Genomic DNA, 23,214 nt, shown 5'->3' on the forward strand with positions numbered 1-23,214 from the left:
TTCAACAAACCATCGTAATGATCTAATGAAAAAGGAAAAGGAACCGAAGCCATTGCCCGGTTCCCTCTCGTTTCCAACCCTAGGTCCAAGTAGCCATTTGCGGTTGTACCTCAGTAGCTGTCAAACCATCCAATTCCTCCGGTTTCGGGGGAATGATCAGCGCATACTTAGTGGGTGTTACCGCCATCACATGCAGCTCAATACCTTCAGGAATATTATGTCCGAAGTCCTGCTGCAGCGCACTACGGGGATCTGCCAGCAAACGCGCCTTGAAATCCGGGTCCTCCCAAGCTTTCTTGATGATATTCACTTTCAACGTATCTATGGACATGACAACACAACCTTCCAAATATTAGGATATATTGCATTTTCATAATACCATAGAACTAGATATTTTGTACCATAATTAACCATTTATCGCTAAATAAATTGAAAATCCCCCATCATTTAACAAACTATTGTAACGATCTCTGATCTCGTTTGCCTTGCTCTGCAAGCTTTGAGCGATCGAGGATGCGAAAACCTGAAGGGATGCGGGAGCATCCTTCATGGCGCTCAACTGATCCGCATAATCGCTTGCAAGGGTCGCAAGCCCTCCTAAGGCCTGCTCACGATAAATGCTGCGTTTCACCATACTCTCATCCAAAACCTCGCCTGCATGTAATGCAAGGTTCTCCCGCAGCAACACTAGAAAAGCGTTACAGGAAGCCATCGGCAAATCCTCCCGCCAATCTGTCCAGTCATCGGAGAGTTGGAGTACCGCAAGGGCCAAATCGATGGCTGTCTCCATAACCCGAATCTCTTGGGCCCGTCCGACTTGGAGCAACAATGCCGTGGCGCACAGCTTCACCGGGGCAGCCTTGCGGGCCAATCGGCCAGGATCCCGTGGATCCATTGACTCGTCCACCTCACGGTACATAGCATCTGCCCATTCCGCTAAATAGCGATTATAATAAACCCACAGTTGAGCATTTCCTGAGAAACACCGCTGATAAGCCTCCAAGAACCGTTGATTCAAAAGCGTGCTTAGGGACAGCGAACGCCGAACCTCACCTTTCTCATCCATTACATCGTCCAAGAGAAAAAAGGACAACATCCCGTACACATTTCCCACCGCTAACTCGCGACACAGCTCGATCGGACTCCCCAAGGTCTCTCCAACCCAATACGGGAGCAGGTAGCTGATCATATTAGGTCCTTCGCTGTCCTTCCTGTCTAATGGATAGCACCCGCCCAGAAGCGCCAAAGCTTGCTCCTTCAGTTCCTCCGGAAGCGTCTGCAATTGAGCCGAGGCTTCTCCGAAGATCCGGACAATCTCATCGCTATATTGATCTATTAATCGGTTCATGGATGGGAATCAGTTCCTTCCTTTTTGTGAAAATCGTTTATCTAGACTGGGTCGCATGTTTTCCATAATTATACTTCTGATCCATCTAGGCGTAAACCTTGCAGTTCGCCATGAACTTGATAATCTTATCCGTCACAGAAAACGAAAAAGCGTATGATCTCGTTTCTGGGATCGTACGCTTTTTTTTATTTGTCTTTCTGAGTGAGTACAACAGGGCATCTCCCAATTACTATGTGGAATGGAATTATCATTTCTTCTCTGTCGTAAAATAAAGGAGGGCTGCGATCGGGAAAGCTATTCCAATCCATAACACGGCACTCCAACCTCCTGTAGCATATGCCCATCCACCAATTGCGGATCCGATGGCACCGCCAAAAAAGAAGATAGCCATAAAAAGACCATTCAGCCGACTGTGAATTTCTGGAATCATTGAGAAGAGCGCACGCTTTATTTCAATCAAAGGGTTGTAATTTAAAGCAACTTAATCAGCTCTTCTAGCTCGTCAACCAATACTTTTGCAAGTTCAAAATTAGTATCTTTTAAAGCCAATTCTATTTTCATTTCAACAGATTTTTTATTTTGTTCATTTTCTAGATAGTCTCTATCAAAATGACTAGCATAAATCATCTGTCTAAATTTTCGCATACTCATTTTTCTAATTGTCTTATCGTCAATGATTAAAACATAATCCATACCATTTACAACAGAATAGAAATCATGAGAAATCATGAGAATCGCACCTTTATAGTCTTCAATGGCTTTCTCCAGTGCTATTTGTGTATAGGTGTCTAAATGGCTTGTCGGTTCATCAAGAAGCAATACGTTTGCTTTACTGGCAGAAACTTTAGCCAATTGAAGCATATTCTTTTCTCCACCAGATAAAGAGGCTATCTTTTGATTAACGATCTCTCCTTCAAAGCCATAGTTTGAAAGATACGATCTAACCTCATCATACGTTTTAAACCCAGCATCGATGAATTCTTCTAGTATTGTATTAGAATCCTTTAGCACTTCGCCTTGATTCTGAGATAGATAAGCCACCTTAACATCAGCATGTATTTCAATTGAAGCATGATTATTTTTAAAGATATCTCGGAGTAAAGTCGTTTTCCCGGTACCGTTTGGACCAATAATGGCTACTTTATCCGTAGATTTTATCTCAAAGTTAACATTGTCTAAAAGCAACTCATCAAACGTAACACGATAATTATTGACCTTTACAACAATGGTATCTTCAATCTCATTTTCAATACCAAAACTAATATTCGGTTGCTTAATATCAACAAATGGCGCTTTAATTCTACGCGCTTCCAATCTTTCTTGAAACCTAACTCTAGCTTTTAATGCTCTCCCTCTAGATGCTTCTGAATTATACGTTGCGATAGCTCTAAGATTATCAATAATGTTATCGTATCTCTCAATTTCTTCTTGTTCAGCGACTGCGATTTCTTGCAACTCAATTTTTGTCTGAAGTAATGAGAAATTATACTCAATATACCGCCCATCAAACTCTTGGATCTCCATGTTTTCAAGGTGTAAAATTTTGTTGAAACAATGATTCAATAGATATCGGTTGTGTGTAACAACTAGCAGCATTCCTTTGTGAGAATTAATTAGATTTTTAAGCGCATTTAGGTTTTCAAAGTCTAAAAATACATCAGGTTCGTCCATAATCATTAAGTCTGGACTACTAAGCATTTCCTTCATCACTTGAATAAGTTTGAATTCCCCACCACTCAGGTCGGATACCCTAAGATCTTTTAGCTTCATGAGGTTTGCTAGATTTAGTTTCTTATTAATATTGCTTTCAAAATCAGCCCCACCGATTGAATCAAATGTGTCTAAAGCTAATTGATACTTTTCTAATAACGCATCCATATCCGATGAAGTTTCCATCTCCGCACAAATAGATGTTATTTCATTTTGTACCTTAATAAATTCTTCCCCTATATATTCAAAAACTGTTGTTTCTTTTCTTTTGTCAAATTGTGGGAATTGACTTGCATGCGTAATTTTGCAAGTTGGATCTATTTCTAACTTGCCCTCGAACAAATATCTTTCTGGATCCATCAATATATCGATCAATGTACTTTTCCCACTGCCACTTGTTCCTATAAAAGCGCAATGTTGTGCCTCTTCAAGCGTAAATGAAATGTTGTTATATAGTTCTTTTTGCGGAAATGAGAAGGATAAGTTATCAACTTTTATCATAGTATTACCTTTCTTTATAACTAAAATGGTGACTATTAGTAAATGTATTGCAAAAAATAGATTATGAGTTTACCGTTGTTAGACTAACACTGTTTACAACCAACTTCAATCCCATTGTATCCCATCCCTTGGGGTCAAAGTTCGGTGCTCTCTCAACTGTCCGGTTGTACATGCACCTTTTTCATCTTATCTCGCTGCCGTTATTTATGATACGGTTCCCCCCGATTGATCCGCATCGCGCGATAAATCTGCTCCACCAGCACCAGCCGCATCAGCTGGTGCGGCAGCGTCATGCGGCCGAAGCTCAGCCGCATATCCGCACGGCGCAGCAGCTCTCTGGACAGCCCCAGCGAGCCGCCAATAACGAAGGCCACCTGGCTCCGCCCATAGGTGGCCAACTTATCGAGCGAGCTCGCCAGCTGCTCGCTCGTCCACATCTCACCGTCGATGGCAAGCGCAACGACGTACACATCTGGGCGCAGCGCAGCCAGCAGCCGCGCGCCTTCACGATCCTTCACCTGCTGCTCTTCAGCAGGGCTCATGTTCTCCGGTGCCTTCTCATCTGGCACCTCAATCATTTGCATCTTGGCATACGGGCCAAGACGCTTCACATACTCCGCGATCCCGTCCACGAGATAGCGCTCTTTTAATTTACCAACGGTCAGTATCTGTATCTGCATAGTGAGCCCCTATTCTTTTCCCATTTTAGGCCTAACTGATCTCATCATCATACCATAAACGAAATAAACGGCTACGTCGTCTTTCTCGATACCATCTAGTCCTGCTCGTGATGTTATATGGGGTTCTTTTACATTCTCAGGCTGGATAGCTATTGGGGATTAACTGGATTTCCTACATCTATTTCGGGGTAAAACTAGCCTTTTGGGAGTTTAAATGGATTTTCTACATCTATTTTTGCTCAAAATGTCCCGTTTGGCGAATTCGCCCTGAAATAACGGGAGGAAATCCAGTTAATTTGCGAAATGCGGTGATTCCACTTGAATTAGCTGCATAAAATCCAGTTATTTGCTTGGCCAAGATGCCCTGTGGCTAGTGCCGATGCTTGTGCTTAAACCATCTCCACCAGCCCACTTCACGCCAAAAACACATTTAATTACTTATATGTAGAAAAAAGAGGCCCTCAGGCCTCCCCTCATACGATTAGAAAACGTGATAATGACTGGCAATGCTCGCAGTGCTCAGGCGGTGCCCAGTGGGCGAAGTGGGTTTTCTGCAGATCCACAACGTCTGGTGCTTCCTCATACTCATCAACAAATTCATCTATGGCTATTTCCACATGATCTTTACAAACGACATGCATGTTAGTACCTCTCATCCGCTGGCGGCTCTGTAGATTTCTATTCTTTCACTTGACCTTCAATCTCTTAGCTCTTCTATTACTATATCTTGATCCTTGCACTTTCCCGACCACTACTTATCCGTCGCCTCAACCAACGTCAACACCGTCGTCAACTTCTTGCCGCCGCGATAGTATACCACGTTGATTTTATCGCCAATCTTCTTCTCGTTGTAGAGATACTTCCGTAAGGAAATCGTACTATCAATCTTGCGATCGTCCAACTGAACGATTACATCTTGCGCCTTCAGTCCCGCTTCCTTCGCAGGGCCAGAGACGTCGAAGACGATAACTCCAGTTTTGACATCTGCAGGCAGCTTTAATACATCCGTCCCCTTAAAAGCTTGCAGCTCCTGCGTCGACACACCAATTAACGGTCGTTTCACCTTGTGATCCTTGATGAGACTATCAATAATCGGTGTCACACTATTAATGGGAATCGCGAAGCCTAAGCCTTCAACGCCTGTATCCGAAATCTTCATCGAATTGATGCCGATCACTTTGCCCTCGATATTGACAAGCGGTCCCCCGCTATTGCCTTGGTTAATCGCGGCATCCGTTTGGATGACGTCCATTTCCCAGTCATAATCCGTGCCTTCCCGTGAAAGCGAGACTGGTATCGTCCGCTTCGGTGAAGAAACGATGCCTTGCGTCACGGTTGGTGAGAAGCCAAGGCCTAGCGGATTGCCCACAGCAATCGCCATTTCGCCCGCTCTTAGCTTATCGGAGTCACCGAACTCAGCAAGTATTTTAACATCTTTGCCATCCGCCTCTAATACAGCCAAATCGGTAATTCGATCGCGTCCAACCAACGTAGCTTTGCGGTGCTCGCCTTCGAAGTTCACGATTTCGAACTGATTCCCGTTCTCTACAACATGACTATTCGTCACAATGCGAACTTTATCCCCGCTGCGCGCAAACATAACACCTGATCCAATACCAATGCCCGTTTCTTGCCCAGCGTCGTCCTTCTTCGAGGAGATGACACTAACCACGGCTGGTTTTATTTTGTCCGTTGCTGCAACAACCGAGTCATTCCCATTCATCGGATGCACATCCGCTTTGGCTACTACAGGAATCGCAAGCGTGCTTCCCGACGAATCACCACCACCAATAGCGTGAACAATCCCTACCACGATAAGCATGCCTAGTGCCCCAATGAATCCTGCGATGAGGGCTACATACCTTCTTCGACCAGCGAAGCTTGTGAAACTCGTGAAATTCCCTGTCCCTTTGGGACGCCATACCGGCTCGCGCCTTCTGGACCTTTTGGTCGAATAAAAATCATCATCAAACAAACTCATTTCAGGTCCCTCCTCGCTGACGGGGTTTGAAGCTCACTCGCCTTGCTTTATTTCAATCCATGGATGGGTTCACGAACACATCACCCAATCGATTGGTTTTTTGCAAATAATAGGAATGTTTCGCTCGCTTCTTGCCTACAATAATAGTAAACCAAATCTCTCACCGAATTACTAGAGTATTAGGAAACTTTAATAGACCTTATTTAAAGGAGAATGCCACTATGAACCGTATTCCATCCCATTTTGAAGAAATTAACATGATCGGTAAGCTTGCTGACCTTAAGGAAAGCCACTATCACCAGTCGCTCGTCCTCTCATCTCTCATTCAAGTCTTGATTGATAAGGGTCTTATCACCGCACAAGAAATCCAGCTCAAGTCCCAGGAACTCGACGCTGCACTTACTCCGAATCCAATACATCCCATTTCGTAGAACGGTCAAAATACGTATCCATCAGCCGCAGCTGTTTCGCCTCGGGCGCTCGCTCTTGTACTATATTATTCACGGTCAGCCTGGCCAAATCCATTAAGTTATGATCACGGCTAAGGTGCGCCATATAGACAGATTTCGTCTTATTCGTCATGATATCACAGAGCGCTTCCCCTGCGGCTTCGTTGGATAAATGTCCCTTGTCTCCGAGAATACGTCGCTTAATGCTCCATGGGTAATGTCCCACGCGCAGCATGTCCACATCATGATTGGTTTCCAGAACCAAGGCATCCGAATCCGAAATCTTCTCTTTCACCTTTTCGCTCATATACCCGAGATCCGTTACAACACTTAACTTCTGTTCGCCTTCATAAAAAACGTAACCCACCGGCTCCGCTGCATCATGCGAAATCCCGAAGGATTCCACTTTCAGTGAGCCGAACTCCTCTACGCCACCCGTATCCATCACGCGCTTGTTGCCCTCAGCGATTACACCAATTTGGCGATCCAACTCCACCCACGTCTTCTCATTGGCGTATATCGGCACATCATATTTCCGAGCGAACGCACCGAGTCCCTTAATATGGTCAGAATGCTCATGCGTGACGAGAATGCCGTCAATACTATTCGCCGCGAGCTCCCGTTCCTTCATTAAAAGCTCCATCTTCTTCGCACTGAAGCCTACGTCAATCAGCAGCTTAACCTCACCGTTATCGACAACCGTTGCATTCCCCGTTGAACCACTTGATAACACCGTAAATCGAATTCCCATCTTCCCTACTCCTCTATGCCTACCTGTGTGCCAGTTAATTATTCCTTGCTACTATTACTTCTTCGGCGTGTTCTTTGAACCTGGGGCTGGAGAAGCAGTGGATGCCTCTCCATCACCTTTCAGGCCAAATGGGGTAAGCGTAGCCCCTTTCTCCACCGCACCATTGAAGGCTTGTAAATAATAAATATCTCCGTTATCAATCGTTATGCGCCAATGCGGATACATGGGCTGTGTTTGCGAGTTGTAAGGTTGTCCGTGATACCCCAACCGAACCTCGGTAATAATGGAGCCATCGCTTAAATAATTGTCCACCAAGCTGCGGACCGCTAATTGGGCCGAAATCATCTTCTGCTCCGTCTGTTCTACCTCTGATTCTACTTCAACGAAAGCTTGACGGTAACTGGTAATTTCTCCATTTTTCTCATTTAGCTCGACCATTACATCAAAAAGTGGAATCTTGCCATACAATTGCGAGAATACATAGATTCCATCACGACTAATCGCTGAGTCCAACTGATACATCGTGAAGTTTGGAATCTCCGACAGCGACTGCACTTCTTTGCTTGCACCTTTACCAAGGAGCGCACTCATATAAATTGGCGTTTTGAGCGTTTTCTCCTCGCCAGGCTTGATACTATCATCATATTTCACCGTGATGACCTTCAACTTAGGCGGATCCGTTGGAAGCTCGTCCGTAAGCCGAATATTTTTATTGCGGAGCGCACGGTTCAAATCCTCCACAGTACTAGATGGATCCAAGGATATGCCAGTCTGATCGGAACGATTGGTGGACCACAGCTGGAAGCCGAGGATCATATTCAAAAGTAAAAATGAAGCGATCAAAATCGTCTTGGCCCTACTCCAATTCATAATCTCACCAACCCTTCTCTGTCATACTGTCTACTCAATAAAATCATACGTACCATCACGCAGCTCTATCGCCCACGTACTCGTTAATGTTACTGTCTTATCCGAAATAACTGGACGATACGCTGGGAATATAGAAACGATGCTAGAGCGACGTTGATAGTACTGTAAGCGTTGCTCTATGGCTTCGCCCGACATCAACTCATTCTCTTTGCGTTGCCCCGACTTCAGATCAGGAATCACCATCGATCGTTCGAATCCTGAGATAACACCTTTCTGTACTTGCATGTTCATCGTACCAAAACCTTCTGGCTGTGCGGTTACGATCGGAAGTGATTCATAGTACTGGCGAAATATGAAGGTCTGATTATCTAGCTGTTTCTCTGGGGTGCGGGCAACCATATATCTCCCATCCCAACCAATATGCTGATTGATAAATTTGATGCCAGCCATCAAATCTTCCAACACCTCGGTTTTACTAGCCGCTGGTGCTACTGGATCGAAATACGTCACCCACCGTTGGTCTCGATTCAGCTGGAAGCCGCGCTTGCTATCGGTATAAATCTCCGAGCCATCCCGTTCTTTTAGATAACGAGTGATGCCTGGATCTACGAACAAGCTTTGCTTCAGTTGATCTGCCGTAAGCTGCGTATATGTGAAGGTATAACTAGGTAGATGTAGCGCCTTCAACGGTAGATAATAATCACCGCTATTCATGGTTTTGTATAAATTGCTTGGCTCCCCATAGGCCACGAAATTCTCAACGTCTTTGCTCGTGAAATCCGCCCCAATGACTTCATAACCAACACCCGGCGAATCTGTGAAAAAGAATGCGCGAACCTCATCATTCGTCCCCTTGGAGTAGATCCAAATCTTCGTAATTTTATCATTCTCAACCGGAATTTCACCTTCGATTCGGAATAACTGCTGCAGAATCGAGAACGGAATCCCTTCCCGGAATCGAATCTCCACACCAAGTTGTTTGGTCCGAACTTCTTCCCAGTTCACATTGACGAGATACATCGACGTCTTGCGGAAGCCTTTGAAGCTTCGTTGCTTAATATTATCCAGCAATCTCGTGTAGTAGTAATTGTTTGGGTACAACACGGAATGCTGTTGATTTCCTAAGTGAATGATCAGTTGATCCGGAAAGAGCATATCTGCCAGCTCCGCCTGTTTACCCAACGTCTCCGTCTGCACATAGTTGCTTTGCCTAATCGGCTCTATCTTCGGAGGGCTGTAAGAAGCGAGTATAAAGCTCTGATACAAGCTTGTTCCAATCAGCAGAACAAGAAAGATCGATTTCAAACTCTCTATCATACTTCACCCTCCTCTTCCTGCCTAATCGGCAACGTAAATAGGACGCGCGTTCCTTGACCCAGCTCTGACTCTAATGCAATCGTTCCACCATGCGCTTTCACTATTTCCCGGGCAATGGACAAGCCTAAACCTGTGCCTCCCATGTTGCGAGAGCGTGCTTTATCAACGCGATAGAAACGGTCGAAAATCCGAGAAAGGTCCTTCTTCGGAATCCCCATCCCGTTATCTTGCACCGATATTTCCAGCAGCTCTTTGTCAATCTTGCGTGCCTCCAAGCGAATGGTACCTTCATCGCCGGTATATTTAATCGCATTGGATACCAAATTATCAAGCACCTGATCAATTTTATCGCGATCAAGCAGCAGGCTCGTTACGCCATGTTCCACGTGTAACATAATTTGAATTTTCCGTTGCTGCAGCTGAAAAGAAAAGCGGTCCGCGACTTCCTCCAGCATCTCGCTGACGAGCGTCGAGGACTTGCTCATCATCGACTGCTTCGAATCCAGTCGCGATAGATGTAAGAGATCCGTCACCAAGCGGATCATCCGCTCGGTTTCGCTGCGTGTCACGCTGATGAAGCGTGAAGCGAGCTGCGGTTCCTCGATTGCTCCGTCATCGAGCGCTTCGAGGTAACTCTTGATCGTCGTCAGCGGCGTACGAAGCTCATGAGAGACGTTCGCCACGAACTCTCGTCTGGCTTGCTCTAGCTTCTCCTGATCCGTTACGTCCTGCAGTACCGCAATGATCCCGTGCTGACCCTCACCACGCCGGTGGATAGGTGTAAACGTAATACGAACCGACAGCTGTTCATCCTCGTCGTCTGGCAGCTGAATATCCAGCAGCGTCGTATTCACTTGCCCGGTGACCAGACCACGGATCGTGTCTATTGGAATCCCAATGACTTCGGATATCTCCAATCCCAGCGTTGTTTCCTCTTCCACTTGCAGGATCTGCTTCGCCCGGCGATTCAATACAATCACTTGTCCTCTATCATCCGTTGCGATAACGCCATCATTCATATTCGTTAGAATGGAAGCAAGCTTCTCCTTCTCTTCTTCATTGAGCGAGAGTGCCTCTTTCAGTCGATTCATCATGAAATTAAAGGTCTGCCCCAGCTGACCGATCTCATCGGTCCCTTGAATGATGACCTGCTGATCAAAATTCCCCTCAGCTACGGCTGTTGCCTGTTTCGTAATCTCTTTAATAGGGTTCGTAATCGTGCTCGTTAAGAGAACACCTAATAAGGCAGTCAACCCCAGGGCAATCAACGTCGCCGAAATAAGGATCCGGTTAATCGAGCGGATGGTCTTGTACACATCTTCCATGGAGGCGATGATGTACACCGCCCCTAGGACACGAGCCCCGCTGCCGACTGGCTTCGCGATAATGACCTTCCGATACCCATCCTCGTCCGTGAAAATCCGCTGATTATCCTTAATCCCTTGCAAGGCCCGAATGACTTCCGGCTGCGTATTTTTTTGCTTCAAATGACTCGCGACCGACGTGCTGATCACGTTACCATTCGCATCAATGATTTGAATTTCCGCATTATTAATGGAAAAAAGATTGCTCACGAATTCATTTAAATCCGCGTATGTTTTCTTACCCTCGGTCGCATTCTTACTCTCCTGGTCCCCCGTCAAATACGATTCAACGAAGCCAGCAAGCAGCGTAACCTGACTATTGCGGGATGCTAGGAAATCATTTTTAAAATATGTTTCTACCGTCTTATAGAAATACACCCCAATGAGCTGCATCGCGATAAGAATAAGCAGAACATAAATAATTATTAGCTTCGCTTGAATCGATTGAAAGAAGCGGATGCCCTTCATGTTTAGAAGCCTCCGGCTTTAGGACTGCGCATCAAGTAACCGAGACCCCTGCGCGTCATGATATATTCCGGACGACTTGGATCTGTCTCCAGCTTCTCACGCAGGCGGCGAATCGTCACATCGACGGTCCGTACGTCGCCAAAATATTCAAAGCCCCACACCGCTTGCAGCAGGTGCTCACGGGTCATCACTTTGCCTGAGTTTTTGGCCAAATATTGAATGAGCTCGAACTCCCGATGTGTCAGATCAAGGGGCGTTCCGTCCTTGTAAACCATATACATGTCGTTATCGATAAAAAGCGCATGAATGCGCATCCCATTCCGCTGCGCCTCCGGTTCGTTCGGTGCCGTCTGCACCTTCGTCTGTCTGCGCAGATGCGCCTTCACACGGGCCAGCAGTTCCCTGGTGCCGAATGGCTTCGTCACATAGTCGTCTGCGCCCATCTCTAAGCCCAGCACCTTGTCCAGCTCCGTATCCTTCGCTGTCAGCATAATAATCGGCGTATTGAGCTTAGAGCGCACCTCACGGCATACATCCATGCCATCCTTCACAGGCAGCATGAGATCAAGCAGGATCAGATCCGGCTGTTCCGAGAACGCAAGCTCTACAGCGCTTCCACCATCGTACGCACAGATGACCTGATAGCCCTCTTTCTCCAGGTTAAACTTCAAAATATCTGCAATTGGTTGTTCGTCATCCACCACGAGAATTTTCCCAAACATGCGACCACCGCCTACTATAAAGTAACTGACGCTGACACGCCTGATCGCGTGCAACTGCCAGAGTTAGATCCGATTTTCAGCCAGTTATTTCCTACATACTCTTCTTCATTTTAACATACATTTAACTAAAAAGAGACAAGGCCCCCGAGTTGTCCGGTTCGACCTTGCCTCTATCTTTTTTTAGCGATTCAAATATTTCAAAGGATTTTCCAAGCCTCCACTTTTGTGCACTTCAAAATGCAAATGCACGCCTGTGGAGTCACCTGTGCTCCCCATAATTCCGATTTTATCGCCCTTTTCGACGATAGTGCCTGACTTCGTAGTAATTTGACTTAAATGTCCATACAGTGTTTCATAACCATTTAAATGGTTAATAATAATATAATTGCCGTAATCTGACTTGTAGCCCGTTTCGACGACCTTGCCATTGTCTGCAGCCATAATATTTCTGTTACCTGTGATGTCGATGCCCTTATGTAACTTGCCCCAACGATAACCGAATGTACTTGAGATACTAGGCGAAATGACGGGCCATGCGAACTTCCCTGTACCCTCACCTTTAATGACTTTTGTCCCTTTTTTCACCTTGGCGGTGACAGGTTGATCAATGATTTCTTCATTCACGACTTGCTCTTCGGTCATTAAACCATCGACCTTCGTCACTTGAATTGTTACTTTTTTAAGCCCATTCTTTCCTGGCGAAATCGGTTGGACAACGCCTAAGCGCATCGAATCGTCTTTCACATACTCGGTATCGTACTGAATCTCTTGATTCTTTACGATCTTCTCCGTCGTTTTCACAGAAAGCGTTGGCTTGAGCACCGTAACATCCAATTGATTGCCGATCTTCAGCTTATCATCTTGAATTCCTGGATTATTATCATAAATAAATTGCTTCGTGATGCCTAATTTCTTCGCAATACACGAAACACAATCACCTTCAACAACCGTGTACTTCGCCGGTGCAACATCACCAGTTTGCAAGGTCTTCACGACTTCCTCTGGCTTCACTAACTCCGTTGGATCGATAGGAACTTCTTCTTTCTCGACCTTTTGAACGAATTCCACCTTTTCAAGCTCGGATGGCGCTGTAGAAATATCCTCACCTAGACCGGTAGATAAGGCAGCTACTTTTTCGTTATTTTTCCCTTTGGGTGTAAATGGTTCGCTGACTTGACTCAGAATCTGATCGGCTGTTGCCTGATCCTTCACAATCGCTATCGTCTTGCCATCCACTTTCAGTGCCACACCCACAGGTTGCGGTATGAGCAATTGATCCAAGGAGGAAATAACAGCAGAATCGTCCGTCTTCATATTGTAAGCCCTTTCAGACGTGTAGGTAATTCCGTCTGTTTTGAGCACAACATGAACATCTGGAAAATTCTTCTGTACTTCTAACGGTTTGTTCATCTTATATTCATCAATTATCTTATTATCGCTTACGATACCTACTTCTTGATTGTTAAGCATCACATGATACACTTCATCCATGCCCGCTTCTACATATTGATGTCCGGTGAACGTGATCACTCCCGTAAGTGCAATAACACCTACACCTAGTGCAAGAGACCATTTATGTCGTTTGATTACCGTTAGTGTCGTGGATGTCGTTACATCGACTGGCTGAACTTCTTCTAGCTGCTTGTCTGATAATGATTCATTTCCGGTCAAGCTTTCTCGCTTAGGCGTGAATCTCTTCATGAGATCCATGACAAAACGCATTCCCCTGAAACCTGTCATGATCTTCTCCCTTTGAACGGTTTTGCATCCCTAGAGTAAATACTCGTAGATACATAAATAAACCTTGATTAGACATAATATCCATTATGCTATCTTTCTTTTGTTAAATTTAACACACTTTCTGTGCCTATTTCAACAAAATACTCGATCACCATGTGATAGATTCGTGTCTACTACCAAAAGAAGTCGCTAAAAGTCTATTTTTTTTGTTCGAAATCCCAACTTATTTGCCTGCATGTTAAAAGAAATGACGAAAAGGCATGAAACTTAGAAGGGAAGCTACGGATTATGGTCCATCGGTCAGCAACTTCCCTTGAGCCTAGTACTTATTTAATATATCTGTTAATTGTGACAGTTCTTTGTCGCTCAAATATTTCTTAAGTGTCGCATTTACTTCCTCAAGTTCTTGCGTAGTAATCCCATCTTCCAAGATCGCGGATAGTGTCTGCACCTCAGTCTGTGGCAGCTTAGCGACAACTAGTGAAAATATTTTCATTTTATCATCACTCGAGAGGGCTTCTTTCTTCTTCGCAAAATCCTCGGTGGACATGACAAGCTCCTTCTTCTCGCTCTCCTCCGTTCGAGCGCTTCCCATCACGGCTATCGCATCGTCTTGATTCACTGTCGATGTGTCTACACCGCTTGACGAACTAATTCCGCCTACAGGTTGTTGATCATTCGGATTTGGACTTGAACTCGGGCTTGGAAAGGCCCCTGACGGGTTGGGACTAGGAGTTGGCGAAGGCTTCGTCGTTGGGGTTTCTCCTGATGCTGCCTTCTTCCCCCCGTCATTCCCCTTAACTATATTCAGCTCTGCCGCCAATCTTGACGCAAATTCACCAAATTGAATCTTTTTACCCATCGCTGGTAGCTGATATTGTCGAAATATATCCTCCACGTACATGTTCACCACATACCATGTTGTAAACATCGTAATTGATGTAATAAGGACGGTACTTATGACGATTTTACATAACCAAGTTAATAGCTTCATACGATTTATATCACTCCTAACATTGCTCACGCCTAGATATACTTCTCCTCCCAGTATGGACGAAAACCCTGCCATTATATCCCTATAGGCGAAAAGAAAAATCCCCTAAGCTGCTGAGCAGCCTAGAGGATTGTTTAGTTTATCTATGATTTAAGCGTAGATGGGACGAACCAAATTCGTTTGCTCACGGTTACGGCCTACGGAGAAGATTGCGATTGGGATACCTGTAAGCTGAGACACGCGCTCAACATAGTGTCTTGCGTTCTCTGGCAAATCACTCAGCGTACGAGCTTCAGAAACATCTTCTGTCCAACCTGGAAGCTCTTCGTATACCGCTTCGCACTCGGAGATAGCTTTCAAGCTCGCTGGGTAGTGCTCAATCAACTCACCGCGGTACATGTAGCCTGTGCAAATTTTGACCGTTTCTAGACCTGTCAGAACGTCGATAGAGTTCAAAGACAAGCCCGTGATGCCGCTAACGCGTCTTGCGTGACGCACAACAACACTGTCAAACCAGCCTACACGACGAGGACGACCCGTTACCGTACCGTACTCGAAGCCTTTTTCACGAATCCAAGCGCCGATTTCATTATCCAATTCCGTTGGGAAAGGACCGTCGCCGACACGTGTTGTATAAGCTTTAGCCACACCGATGATGTTGTGAATCTTCGTTGGACCTACTCCAGAACCGATACAAACACCGCCAGCTGTCGGGTTCGATGAAGTAACATATGGGTATGTCCCTTGATCGATATCCAACATTACGCCTTGCGCGCCTTCGAACAACACTCTGCGACCTTGGTCGATATATTCGTTCAAGATGACAGATGTATCCTTTACATATGGACGAATCACTTCAGCGTACGCAAGGTACTCTTTAAGGATTGGCTCCACATCAAGACCTGTTGAACCGTAGACTTGCTCAATCAATACGTTTTTCTCAGCAACGATACGACGAAGCTTCAATTCGAACTCTTCTGCATCCATCAAATCCGCGATACGAATACCGTTACGTGCTGCTTTATCCATATAACAAGGGCCGATCCCTTTGCGGGTCGTACCAATTTTGCTATCACCTTTGCGATCTTCTTCTAGACCGTCAAGCACCAAATGATACGGCATAATCACATGCGCGCGATCACTGATATTCAGGTTCGTTGTTGTAAAACCATTATCATGAATGTAATTAATTTCTTCAATGAGTGCAGCCGGATTAATAACCATCCCATTCCCGATCACACAAGCTTTATCTCTGTAAAAAATACCGGAAGGAATCATCGTCAGCTTGTACTTTTTCCCGCTAATAATGATCGTATGGCCTGCATTGTTACCACCTTGATAACGCGCAACAACCTCAGCAGATTCCGCTAAGAAATCCGTGATTTTACCTTTCCCTTCATCTCCCCATTGCGTACCGACAACAACAACCGTTGACATATGCACTTACCTCCGTACGGTGACTAGTCACCCATAATAAGCCGTTATGGCTGTAAGACCACAGAGGAAAGTTGGACTTCATTAAAGCGCTAAAGCGTTCAGCGTCCATTGCACTTTCCCTCTGGCGATTCTGGTGATGCAACTACCTCTATTCACTGCTACACGCGGCAACAGACAAGAGAGCTAACTCTCACTTACTCACCGCAAAGGAAGATCTGGTCTCTTTCGGCAGTGATCTGCAGGAAGGAAACCCACCCTTCGGCATGAAAAAACGACCTTATTTCGAGTTACCTGCCTCAAGCCGGCTTGTCGATCAAGGTTTTTTCACCGTCTTTAGTTTAGCAGTCCCCCATGCCAAAGTCAATGAAAAACGAACGATTATAGGGGTGTCTGTATAATTGTTCGGAAATTACGCAAACTATTTCATTGCTATCGCTAAAAGAAGGGAAACCTCTGGCTTTGCCTATTTCATATTCAATCTGTTCCCCATAAGATTCCACTTGAGGGCATTTTTTATGTCTGTTTGTTGAGAGAAAATGCAGATACTTTTGGGATTCACGCTTACAGTGCGCGTATCAAGGTGATTCAGCCTGAGCCTCGGCTATAGCGATGTTTTTCATCACTATTGTGCCATTTTCGCGGATCTCGCCGATTGTAACTATATTATTCATCACTCGCTTCGACGGCTCCCCCCATCCCCTCTACAAACAAAAAAACAGCCGTCAATACTGCCCGGCTGCTGCTTCTTGATGACTGCGATCCATATTCACGAATTTATTGAATTGTTTCAGGAAGGCCAGCTCGACGGTACCTACGGGACCATTCCGCTGTTTGGCAATAATAATCTCGATAATGTTCTTCTTCTCCGATTCCTTATCGTAGTAATCGTCCCGGTAAAGGAACGCTACGATGTCGGCATCTTGCTCAATGGAACCGGATTCCCGAAGGTCAGACATCATCGGACGCTTGTCCTGCCGCTGCTCAACGCCCCGGCTCAGCTGCGAGAGCGCGATAACCGGTACATTCAGCTCACGGGCAATTTGCTTCAGCGTACGGGAGATCTCAGAGACCTCCTGCTGACGGTTGTCGCCGCCTTTACCGCCACGGCCAGCAATCAGCTGCAAGTAGTCGATGAGGATCATGCCGAGCCCCTTCTCCTGCTGCAAACGACGGCACTTCGCTCGGATATCGGCGACCGTAATCGTCGGGGTATCGTCGATATAGATATTCGCCTCTGACAAGGCGCCGATCGCCATCGTTAGCTTCTCCCAGTCGTCGCCTTCGAGATAACCGGTCCGCATGCGGTTCGCATCGACGTTGGCCTCGGCGCAGATCATACGTTGTACGAGCTGCGCGGCACCCATCTCGAGCGAGAAGATCGCGACGGTCTCTTTGGCCCGAACGCCGACATTCTGCGCCACGTTCAGAGCGAACGCGGTTTTACCAACAGAAGGTCGGGCGGCCAGAATGACTAAGTCTGAACGCTGGAAGCCAGACGTCATCTTGTCCAGGTCAATGAATCCTGACGGAATTCCCGTTGACCCGCCCTTGTTCGAGTAGAGGTTTTCAACCTTCTCGAACACTTCCATCAGCACGTCGCGAATGACGACGAAGCCGCTTGAGCTCCTGCGCTGCGAGATCTCGAGGATCTTCGCCTCCGCCTCGCTGAGCATCGCCCCAACATCATCCTCATTGGCATAGCCATTGGTGACGATCTGTGTCGCTGTCCGAATCAATCGGCGAAGCATCGACTTCTCTTCGACGATCGCCGCGTAGTAGTCGATATTGGCAGCGGTTGGTACTGCATTCGCCAGCTCGGATAAGTACGTTACGCCGCCGATCTCCTCAAGCTGCTGCTTGTTTTGAAGAAGTGCTGTAAGTGTAATAAGATCGACAGGCTCTTGATCTTCCGCGAGCTCAACAATCGCCTCGAATATACGCTGATGAGCGCCGCGATAGAAATCATCGCTAGATATCCGCTCCATCGCGGTAATCAACGCATCTGCGTTAATTAAAATCGCACCCAAGACGGCTTGCTCAGCTTCTATATTTTGAGGCGGAACACGATCCATAAACATATTATCTCCGTTGCTCATGCTACTGTGCCCGCCTTTCATTTTCATAATTAATAGTTTACTAGTTTGGTGTCTACAAGAGAGAAGAGCCCCGGATAGGGACTCTTGTTCTCTACTTCTTGTTATTTAAATGGCTCTATTCTATGCCCTTAGGCTTACTTCTCTTCCGTTACTTGAACGTTCAAACTAGCTGTTACTTCCGCGTGCAGCTTAACCGGAACCTTCGTTACTCCTAGCGTACGAATCGGCTCTTCCAGTACGATTTTACGCTTATCAATCACGATTTTATACTGTTTCTCTAGTACTTCTGCAATCTGCTTACTAGGAATGGCACCGAACAAACGTCCACCTTCGCCTGACTTCGCTTTAATTTGAACAGTCATTTCACTTAGCTTCTCGCCTAACGCTTGCGCATCTGCCTTCTCTTGATCCTTGCGGCGTTGCTCGGCTTTCTTTTGATTATCTAACACTTTGACTGTGCCCTGAGTAGCTGGAGCTGCAAGTCCTTGTGCGATTAGGAAATTTTGTGCGTACCCCTCGGATACTTCTTTCACTTCGCCCTTCTTACCTTGGCCTTTAACGTCTTTGAGTAAAATTACTTTCATTCGAAAAGTCCCTCCTCTTCCTGCATATCGGCTAGTACTTGTTTTAAGCGGTTCGTTGCTTCTTCTAATGTGCCATCTGTTTGCGTCGCTGCATTGGTTAAATGCCCGCCGCCACCTAGACGCTCCATCACAACTTGAACGTTCATTTGGCCCAGCGATCTCGCGCTAATCCCAATTAATCCATCTGGTCGTTCGGCAATTACGAAGGAAGCCATAATATTCGTCATATTTAACAATGTATCAGCAACTTGCGCGATCATCAACTGAGAATATTTACGTGATGGCTCAGCAACTGCCAAAGCCACGTGTTCATAGATGGTTTCTGTATGCTTAATAATCTCAGAACGCTCAATATAAGAATCCAAATCTTCCTTCAACAACTTCTGAATGAGAGCGGAATCTGCCCCATTGCGTCGCAGGTACGACGCGGCTTCGAAGGTTCTTGCACCTGTCCGAAGACTGAAGCTCTTCGTATCTACAACAATCCCCGCAAGCAGCATCGTGGCCTCTAGAACCTCCATCGACAGCTTCTCGTTGATATACTGCAGCAGCTCGGTCACTAGCTCACACGTAGAGGACGCGTACGGCTCCATATAGACGAGTGTAGCATCATGGATGAACTCCTCACTCCTACGGTGATGATCGACCACGACGACCCTGTGCGTCAGCTGTAGCAGCTTAGGCTCAGCGACCATCGATGCCTTGTGCGTATCAACGACGACAGCAAGTGATCGCTGCGTCGTAATCTGCATTCCCTGCTCAGGCGTAATGAACCAACGGTGCAGCCGCTCATCAGCTGAAATCGTCTCCATCACCTTCTGAATGGCTGGATTCACGCCCTCTAGCACAATATAGCCTTCTTTGCCGACGACTTGGACTGCCTTGAGCACACCAATCGCCGCGCCGATGGAATCCATATCTGCAAACCGATGACCCATGATGATGACCTTGTCACTATCTTTCATCAGATCACGCAGTGCATGCGAGATCACCCGAGCTCTAACTCGCGTACGTTTCTCGACTGCATTCGTTCTCCCACCGTAGAAGGACAGTCGCTGCCCGACCTTCACCGTTACCTGGTCACCACCGCGGCCGAGCGACATGTCCAGCCCCATTTGTGCCATTTGACCAAGTTCAGTGAGCTGTTCAGCCCCTGATGCGATCCCGATACTAAGCGTTAGAGGCAGCTTATTCTCAATCGTGAGATCGCGAACATCGTCTAGAAGTTCAAAGCGTGTTTGTTCTAACTGACGTAACGCCTTCTGATCCATCAGGATTAGGAATCGATCTGATGAAGTCCGGCGTAAATACAATTGATTCTTCTGAGCCCACTCCGTTATCTCACCAGTGACCTTGGCCAGCATAAGACTACGTGTCTGATCATCCAATCCCTGTGTCGCCTCTTCCAAATTATCCATCATGACGATACCAATCGCCGTTTTACTATCTTCGTATTTCTTCGCTAGCATTGCTTGCTCCGTAATTTCACGCAGATAGAGGAGTCTCTCCTCGGGTTTGGACCAGACTTGATAAATAAATTGACCTACTTTGAGCTCTAGTAGTTCGGCCTTGTCTTTCTTATTCTTGAGATCGGGGAAATAATCAAAGAGCGACTCACCAATCACCGAGTCTTGCCCTAGCATTTTCGCTACAAAAGGATTGTGCCACTCTATGCGTTTCTCTTCATTATATAAAATAATGCCGATGGGCAGCCCGCTCATGACTTCATTGCCGGCTTTTTTCACCCGATGGGTTATCGTTCCGACGTACGTATTCAATTCTCGACGAAAAGCTGTCTCCGCTTGCAGCGTAAAATACGCCATTACTCCGCAGAGTAAGAAAGCCGTTAGGCCCAGCCACCATTTGAACATATAAATAATGGCTGTCAAGGCGATGAGCAGAACGAACATCCACACAATATGTTGACCGTGCCACCGCTTCAAAAGGAACTTCGGCATTCGAACTAGCTCCTAATCCTATAAATTTTTCTTGAACCGTTCACGGATTGGAAACGCAACATCAAATACCCCTAATAAGCTATACACAATAAATAGTGGCGGCATAAAGATCAGAATGATAATGGCCACAATGGGCAGGATCGGTTTCCACTTATTTGCATGCGCCACAAAGAACAGAAAGCCTATCGCTTGAACCGCGAATACGAGCATCAACAGCGGCATCGCATTCATCAGCAGTGTTGAAATGAGTGAGCTGGAATCGGGCTTTGAGAATAAATCTAAGACAAAGGCCACTAAATAAATCCAGACAAGCGATCTTTGCAGCTTCCACTCTCTCATTGGGCGTAAACCAGGGATACCTTCCCCTGTTTTATTCAAGAACCACCGCGTTACGCCATGTGTCACAAAGGTAATGAACAACGCCACAAAAATCAAATACAACGGTATGACTTGCACGATGAATCCAACGTACCAGTCTTGATCTTTAGGTAAAATCTCCTGAATGCTACTCGGCATGGTTGCAATACTATCTATCATGAATTGCTTAAACTTAGTAACAGGGTCAAGACCTAATGCAAAACCTAGAAGCAGGCTTAATAACGACTCCGCCAAGATGGTAACGATACCCGCAGTTAATACAGATCTTGCTGCCGCTTTACGTTTGTACAGATTCCCCATCACTAACACAGGTGGTAATATGAACAACGCAATCGTTATTAAATAAAGACCTAACCACTGGGTAAGTATGTAAACAACGAGCAGGCTGAGTACATAACTTACGACGAAACGCTTCGTGCTTGTTTTGACGTATAACATAAGAACTGGTACCAACAGAAAACTACATGTAAAAATAATAAATGGCGTCATCAGCGATAGCAATGAAATAATCATAACCACGCTCCAAATGACACTCTGCCAACTTCGATTCCCCAACCGGGCTCACCTCTTACGTAAATGTTCTTCGAGCGATGAAATGTCGCCGTACCAATCCTCAAGTTGATGGCCCTCTTGGCGGTGCTTCTTCATTTTCTCAACAATAGCTTCGTCCAAACTGCGATAAGAAATCCCCAGTCTTCGGCCTAAAATATAGCCACTCGAAATCAAACTGGCTAATCCATCGACCATCTTTACATGACTACCTTCCCACATGCCTTTGAGCAGGTGAGCTACATGATCTACGACTTCTGTTTTGAGCCACTCAATGACTTTGGCCCGTCTGGCTAGGTCAACTTCTTTTTCCCTATTCAGCAACCGTCATCTCTCCTCATCTCACCAGAAACGATATTGATTAATTATACCACAAAAAGGTACTAGAAAAGAAAGCCTCTCATCGAGCTCTCCGATGTCGCAGAAAAAGACAGCTGATCTTGGCAGCTGCCTTATTTGGTAATTGTATTCTTTTAGGAAAAATAGCGCGAAATTAGGGATCCAGATTACTCCCTCAATTTGTAATTAACTGCTCCTTCAACACCTGAATCTGCTGTTCTGACAAACCAATCGTTGATAAATAGCGTTCCGCATTTCCGTACCGAAGCTCTAGATGAGACAGCAGATCTATCATATAAACGGGATCACACCCTAAGAAGCTTTCATACGTTTCATCGGGTACATTCGCTGGTTTTCCTTTGCGCAATTCATCCATAATTGGCGTAATACAGGCATTCGTAAGCAGATAGTCTTCCAAAATTGTTTCATGTGGAACATTTATAAGGTACAACAAAAGGGCTGAAACAACACCCGTCCGATCTTTACCTGCTGCGCAATGAAAGAGACTTCCGTGTATACTTCCCTCTGCAAGCAAACTGAAAACACGTAACAACTGGGTCTGCGAAGTCTCAAGCAAGTTAATATATAGATCACCTAGATTTTGAATTTGCGCAAGACTCGATGTGGCCGGGTTGATCAAACTTACATTATGATAGCTCACTTGCTCGGAATCTGCGAATACGTTCTTCTTTTCCTCAAGCTCATGCGCATTTCGCAAATCAATAATCGTCCGTACACCTCGTCTCACCAAATCTTGCTGGCTAACCTTACTCAGTTTGTGCAAGCCATCCGCTCGAAACAGAACGCCCCAACGCGTCATTCGCCCATCCTTCGTCTTGTACCCTCCTAGATCACGCAAGTTATATGCGCCTTCAACCTGTAAAACACGTTGCTCATTGGCCATATGTGTCGTCATCATTTATTCCTCCGCCTTCATTCATATTTTGTATAAACGCTGCTTGAAACGATCTAACATCC

The 23,214-nt window shown here is 45.9% G+C and carries 22 protein-coding genes and 1 pseudogene; 2 read left to right on the forward strand and 21 right to left on the reverse strand.

All coding sequences use genetic code 11. The features are described from left to right. Window positions 1-79: 79 nt before the first annotated feature. The 7 genes and pseudogenes from ACSQ8P_RS35170 to ACSQ8P_RS35200 form a co-directional block, all read right to left on the reverse strand. The gene (locus ACSQ8P_RS35170) at window positions 80-331 is read right to left on the reverse strand and encodes an NHLP leader peptide family RiPP precursor (RefSeq protein ID WP_436239376.1); all 252 of its coding nucleotides are present in this window, start codon (window positions 329-331) and stop codon (window positions 80-82) included. Window positions 332-406: 75 nt separating this feature from the next. Beyond that, window positions 407-1,348, reverse strand: a complete 942-nt coding sequence (locus ACSQ8P_RS35175) for a hypothetical protein (RefSeq protein ID WP_436239377.1) — start codon at window positions 1,346-1,348, stop codon at window positions 407-409. Window positions 1,349-1,595: 247 nt separating this feature from the next. Continuing rightward, window positions 1,596-1,793 (reverse strand): annotated as a pseudogene (locus ACSQ8P_RS35180) (MFS transporter); the annotation flags it as partial. Window positions 1,794-1,819: 26 nt separating this feature from the next. Then, window positions 1,820-3,559, reverse strand: a complete 1,740-nt coding sequence (locus ACSQ8P_RS35185) for an ABC-F family ATP-binding cassette domain-containing protein (protein ID WP_436239379.1) — start codon at window positions 3,557-3,559, stop codon at window positions 1,820-1,822. Between the two features lie 200 nt (window positions 3,560-3,759). Next, window positions 3,760-4,239, reverse strand: a complete 480-nt coding sequence (gene rlmH / locus ACSQ8P_RS35190) for a 23S rRNA (pseudouridine(1915)-N(3))-methyltransferase RlmH (RefSeq protein WP_436239380.1) — start codon at window positions 4,237-4,239, stop codon at window positions 3,760-3,762. Between the two features lie 473 nt (window positions 4,240-4,712). Continuing rightward, the gene (locus ACSQ8P_RS35195) at window positions 4,713-4,880 is read right to left on the reverse strand and encodes a CxxH/CxxC protein (protein ID WP_063795715.1); all 168 of its coding nucleotides are present in this window, start codon (window positions 4,878-4,880) and stop codon (window positions 4,713-4,715) included. 110 nt (window positions 4,881-4,990) lie between these two features. Further along, window positions 4,991-6,220: a S1C family serine protease gene (locus ACSQ8P_RS35200; RefSeq protein WP_436239381.1), complete on the reverse strand. Its 1,230-nt coding sequence runs from the start codon at window positions 6,218-6,220 to the stop codon at window positions 4,991-4,993. Window positions 6,221-6,441: 221 nt separating this feature from the next. Between ACSQ8P_RS35200 and ACSQ8P_RS35205 the strand changes: the two genes are divergently transcribed. Further along, window positions 6,442-6,651: a hypothetical protein gene (locus ACSQ8P_RS35205; RefSeq protein WP_056622608.1), complete on the forward strand. Its 210-nt coding sequence runs from the start codon at window positions 6,442-6,444 to the stop codon at window positions 6,649-6,651. On the opposite strand, the gene ACSQ8P_RS35210 is transcribed toward ACSQ8P_RS35205, so the two are convergent. From ACSQ8P_RS35210 to ACSQ8P_RS35245, 8 genes are all read right to left on the reverse strand, one after another. After that, complete coding sequence (locus tag ACSQ8P_RS35210; protein WP_436239382.1) at window positions 6,620-7,420, reverse strand: MBL fold metallo-hydrolase; 801 nt, start codon at window positions 7,418-7,420, stop codon at window positions 6,620-6,622. The genes ACSQ8P_RS35205 and ACSQ8P_RS35210 overlap by 32 nt on opposite strands. Window positions 7,421-7,474: 54 nt before the next feature. Beyond that, on the reverse strand, window positions 7,475-8,290 hold the full coding sequence (yycI, locus tag ACSQ8P_RS35215) for a two-component system regulatory protein YycI (protein WP_436239383.1): 816 nt from the start codon (window positions 8,288-8,290) through the stop codon (window positions 7,475-7,477). 30 nt (window positions 8,291-8,320) lie between these two features. Beyond that, on the reverse strand, window positions 8,321-9,607 hold the full coding sequence (locus ACSQ8P_RS35220) for a YycH family regulatory protein (protein ID WP_436239384.1): 1,287 nt from the start codon (window positions 9,605-9,607) through the stop codon (window positions 8,321-8,323). After that, window positions 9,604-11,439, reverse strand: a complete 1,836-nt coding sequence (gene walK / locus ACSQ8P_RS35225) for a cell wall metabolism sensor histidine kinase WalK (RefSeq protein ID WP_436239385.1) — start codon at window positions 11,437-11,439, stop codon at window positions 9,604-9,606. The genes ACSQ8P_RS35220 and walK overlap by 4 nt, the downstream gene beginning before the upstream one ends. Before the next feature lie 2 nt (window positions 11,440-11,441). Further along, complete coding sequence (yycF, locus tag ACSQ8P_RS35230) at window positions 11,442-12,161, reverse strand: response regulator YycF (RefSeq protein ID WP_056622616.1); 720 nt, start codon at window positions 12,159-12,161, stop codon at window positions 11,442-11,444. Between the two features lie 180 nt (window positions 12,162-12,341). After that, window positions 12,342-13,862, reverse strand: coding sequence for a peptidoglycan DD-metalloendopeptidase family protein (locus ACSQ8P_RS35235; RefSeq protein ID WP_436239386.1), 1,521 nt, complete (start codon window positions 13,860-13,862; stop codon window positions 12,342-12,344). Between the two features lie 358 nt (window positions 13,863-14,220). Continuing rightward, window positions 14,221-14,895, reverse strand: a complete 675-nt coding sequence (locus ACSQ8P_RS35240) for a hypothetical protein (RefSeq protein ID WP_436239387.1) — start codon at window positions 14,893-14,895, stop codon at window positions 14,221-14,223. Window positions 14,896-15,045: 150 nt separating this feature from the next. Next, window positions 15,046-16,332, reverse strand: a complete 1,287-nt coding sequence (locus ACSQ8P_RS35245) for an adenylosuccinate synthase (protein ID WP_436239388.1) — start codon at window positions 16,330-16,332, stop codon at window positions 15,046-15,048. A gap of 263 nt (window positions 16,333-16,595) precedes the next feature. Here ACSQ8P_RS35245 and ACSQ8P_RS35250 point away from each other — a divergent pair, with 263 nt between their 5' ends. Next, window positions 16,596-16,730: a hypothetical protein gene (locus tag ACSQ8P_RS35250; protein ID WP_268795637.1), complete on the forward strand. Its 135-nt coding sequence runs from the start codon at window positions 16,596-16,598 to the stop codon at window positions 16,728-16,730. A 324-nt stretch (window positions 16,731-17,054) separates the two neighbouring features. Here the strand turns inward: ACSQ8P_RS35250 and dnaB are convergent, their stop codons facing one another. The 6 genes from dnaB to ACSQ8P_RS35280 form a co-directional block, all read right to left on the reverse strand. Continuing rightward, window positions 17,055-18,428, reverse strand: a complete 1,374-nt coding sequence (gene dnaB / locus ACSQ8P_RS35255) for a replicative DNA helicase (RefSeq protein ID WP_436239389.1) — start codon at window positions 18,426-18,428, stop codon at window positions 17,055-17,057. Window positions 18,429-18,562: 134 nt separating this feature from the next. Continuing rightward, a complete protein-coding gene (rplI, locus tag ACSQ8P_RS35260) occupies window positions 18,563-19,012 on the reverse strand; it encodes a 50S ribosomal protein L9 (RefSeq protein WP_056622624.1) in 450 nt (149 codons plus the stop codon). Beyond that, entirely contained in the window at window positions 19,009-20,970 is a 1,962-nt protein-coding gene (locus tag ACSQ8P_RS35265; RefSeq protein ID WP_436239390.1) for a DHH family phosphoesterase, read from the reverse strand. Before ACSQ8P_RS35265 ends, rplI begins: the two co-directional genes overlap by 4 nt. A gap of 18 nt (window positions 20,971-20,988) precedes the next feature. Then, window positions 20,989-21,903, reverse strand: a complete 915-nt coding sequence (locus ACSQ8P_RS35270; RefSeq protein ID WP_436239391.1) for a DUF2232 domain-containing protein — start codon at window positions 21,901-21,903, stop codon at window positions 20,989-20,991. 6 nt (window positions 21,904-21,909) lie between these two features. After that, the gene (locus tag ACSQ8P_RS35275) at window positions 21,910-22,221 is read right to left on the reverse strand and encodes a MazG-like family protein (protein ID WP_436239392.1); all 312 of its coding nucleotides are present in this window, start codon (window positions 22,219-22,221) and stop codon (window positions 21,910-21,912) included. Between the two features lie 190 nt (window positions 22,222-22,411). Beyond that, entirely contained in the window at window positions 22,412-23,155 is a 744-nt protein-coding gene (locus ACSQ8P_RS35280; protein WP_436239393.1) for a tyrosine-protein phosphatase, read from the reverse strand. Between the last annotated feature and the right edge of the window lie 59 nt (window positions 23,156-23,214).

It is taken from the genome of Paenibacillus sp. LjRoot153, assembly GCF_964253085.1.
Lineage (GTDB): Bacteria > Bacillota > Bacilli > Paenibacillales > NBRC-103111 > Paenibacillus_E.

Excerpts from the sequence above, each read along its gene's own strand:
- ACSQ8P_RS35280 (WP_436239393.1), bottom strand. The coding sequence starts at position 23,155 with ATGATGACGACACATATGGCCAATGAGCAACGTGTTTTACAGGTTGAA.
- ACSQ8P_RS35210 (WP_436239382.1), bottom strand. The coding sequence starts at position 7,420 with ATGGGAATTCGATTTACGGTGTTATCAAGTGGTTCAACGGGGAATGCA.
- ACSQ8P_RS35175 (WP_436239377.1), bottom strand. The coding sequence starts at position 1,348 with ATGAACCGATTAATAGATCAATATAGCGATGAGATTGTCCGGATCTTC.
- ACSQ8P_RS35220 (WP_436239384.1), bottom strand. The coding sequence starts at position 9,607 with ATGATAGAGAGTTTGAAATCGATCTTTCTTGTTCTGCTGATTGGAACA.
- ACSQ8P_RS35265 (WP_436239390.1), bottom strand. The coding sequence starts at position 20,970 with ATGCCGAAGTTCCTTTTGAAGCGGTGGCACGGTCAACATATTGTGTGG.
- ACSQ8P_RS35195 (WP_063795715.1), bottom strand. The coding sequence starts at position 4,880 with ATGCATGTCGTTTGTAAAGATCATGTGGAAATAGCCATAGATGAATTT.
- ACSQ8P_RS35240 (WP_436239387.1), bottom strand. The coding sequence starts at position 14,895 with ATGAAGCTATTAACTTGGTTATGTAAAATCGTCATAAGTACCGTCCTT.
- ACSQ8P_RS35205 (WP_056622608.1), top strand. The coding sequence starts at position 6,442 with ATGAACCGTATTCCATCCCATTTTGAAGAAATTAACATGATCGGTAAG.
- ACSQ8P_RS35235 (WP_436239386.1), bottom strand. The coding sequence starts at position 13,862 with ATGAAGAGATTCACGCCTAAGCGAGAAAGCTTGACCGGAAATGAATCA.
- yycF (WP_056622616.1), bottom strand. The coding sequence starts at position 12,161 with ATGTTTGGGAAAATTCTCGTGGTGGATGACGAACAACCAATTGCAGAT.
- rlmH (WP_436239380.1), bottom strand. The coding sequence starts at position 4,239 with ATGCAGATACAGATACTGACCGTTGGTAAATTAAAAGAGCGCTATCTC.
- ACSQ8P_RS35170 (WP_436239376.1), bottom strand. The coding sequence starts at position 331 with ATGTCCATAGATACGTTGAAAGTGAATATCATCAAGAAAGCTTGGGAG.
- dnaB (WP_436239389.1), bottom strand. The coding sequence starts at position 18,428 with ATGAGCAACGGAGATAATATGTTTATGGATCGTGTTCCGCCTCAAAAT.
- walK (WP_436239385.1), bottom strand. The coding sequence starts at position 11,439 with ATGAAGGGCATCCGCTTCTTTCAATCGATTCAAGCGAAGCTAATAATT.
- ACSQ8P_RS35185 (WP_436239379.1), bottom strand. The coding sequence starts at position 3,559 with ATGATAAAAGTTGATAACTTATCCTTCTCATTTCCGCAAAAAGAACTA.
- rplI (WP_056622624.1), bottom strand. The coding sequence starts at position 19,012 with ATGAAAGTAATTTTACTCAAAGACGTTAAAGGCCAAGGTAAGAAGGGC.
- ACSQ8P_RS35200 (WP_436239381.1), bottom strand. The coding sequence starts at position 6,220 with ATGAGTTTGTTTGATGATGATTTTTATTCGACCAAAAGGTCCAGAAGG.
- yycI (WP_436239383.1), bottom strand. The coding sequence starts at position 8,290 with ATGAATTGGAGTAGGGCCAAGACGATTTTGATCGCTTCATTTTTACTT.
- ACSQ8P_RS35250 (WP_268795637.1), top strand. The coding sequence starts at position 16,596 with ATGAAAAAACGACCTTATTTCGAGTTACCTGCCTCAAGCCGGCTTGTC.
- ACSQ8P_RS35245 (WP_436239388.1), bottom strand. The coding sequence starts at position 16,332 with ATGTCAACGGTTGTTGTTGTCGGTACGCAATGGGGAGATGAAGGGAAA.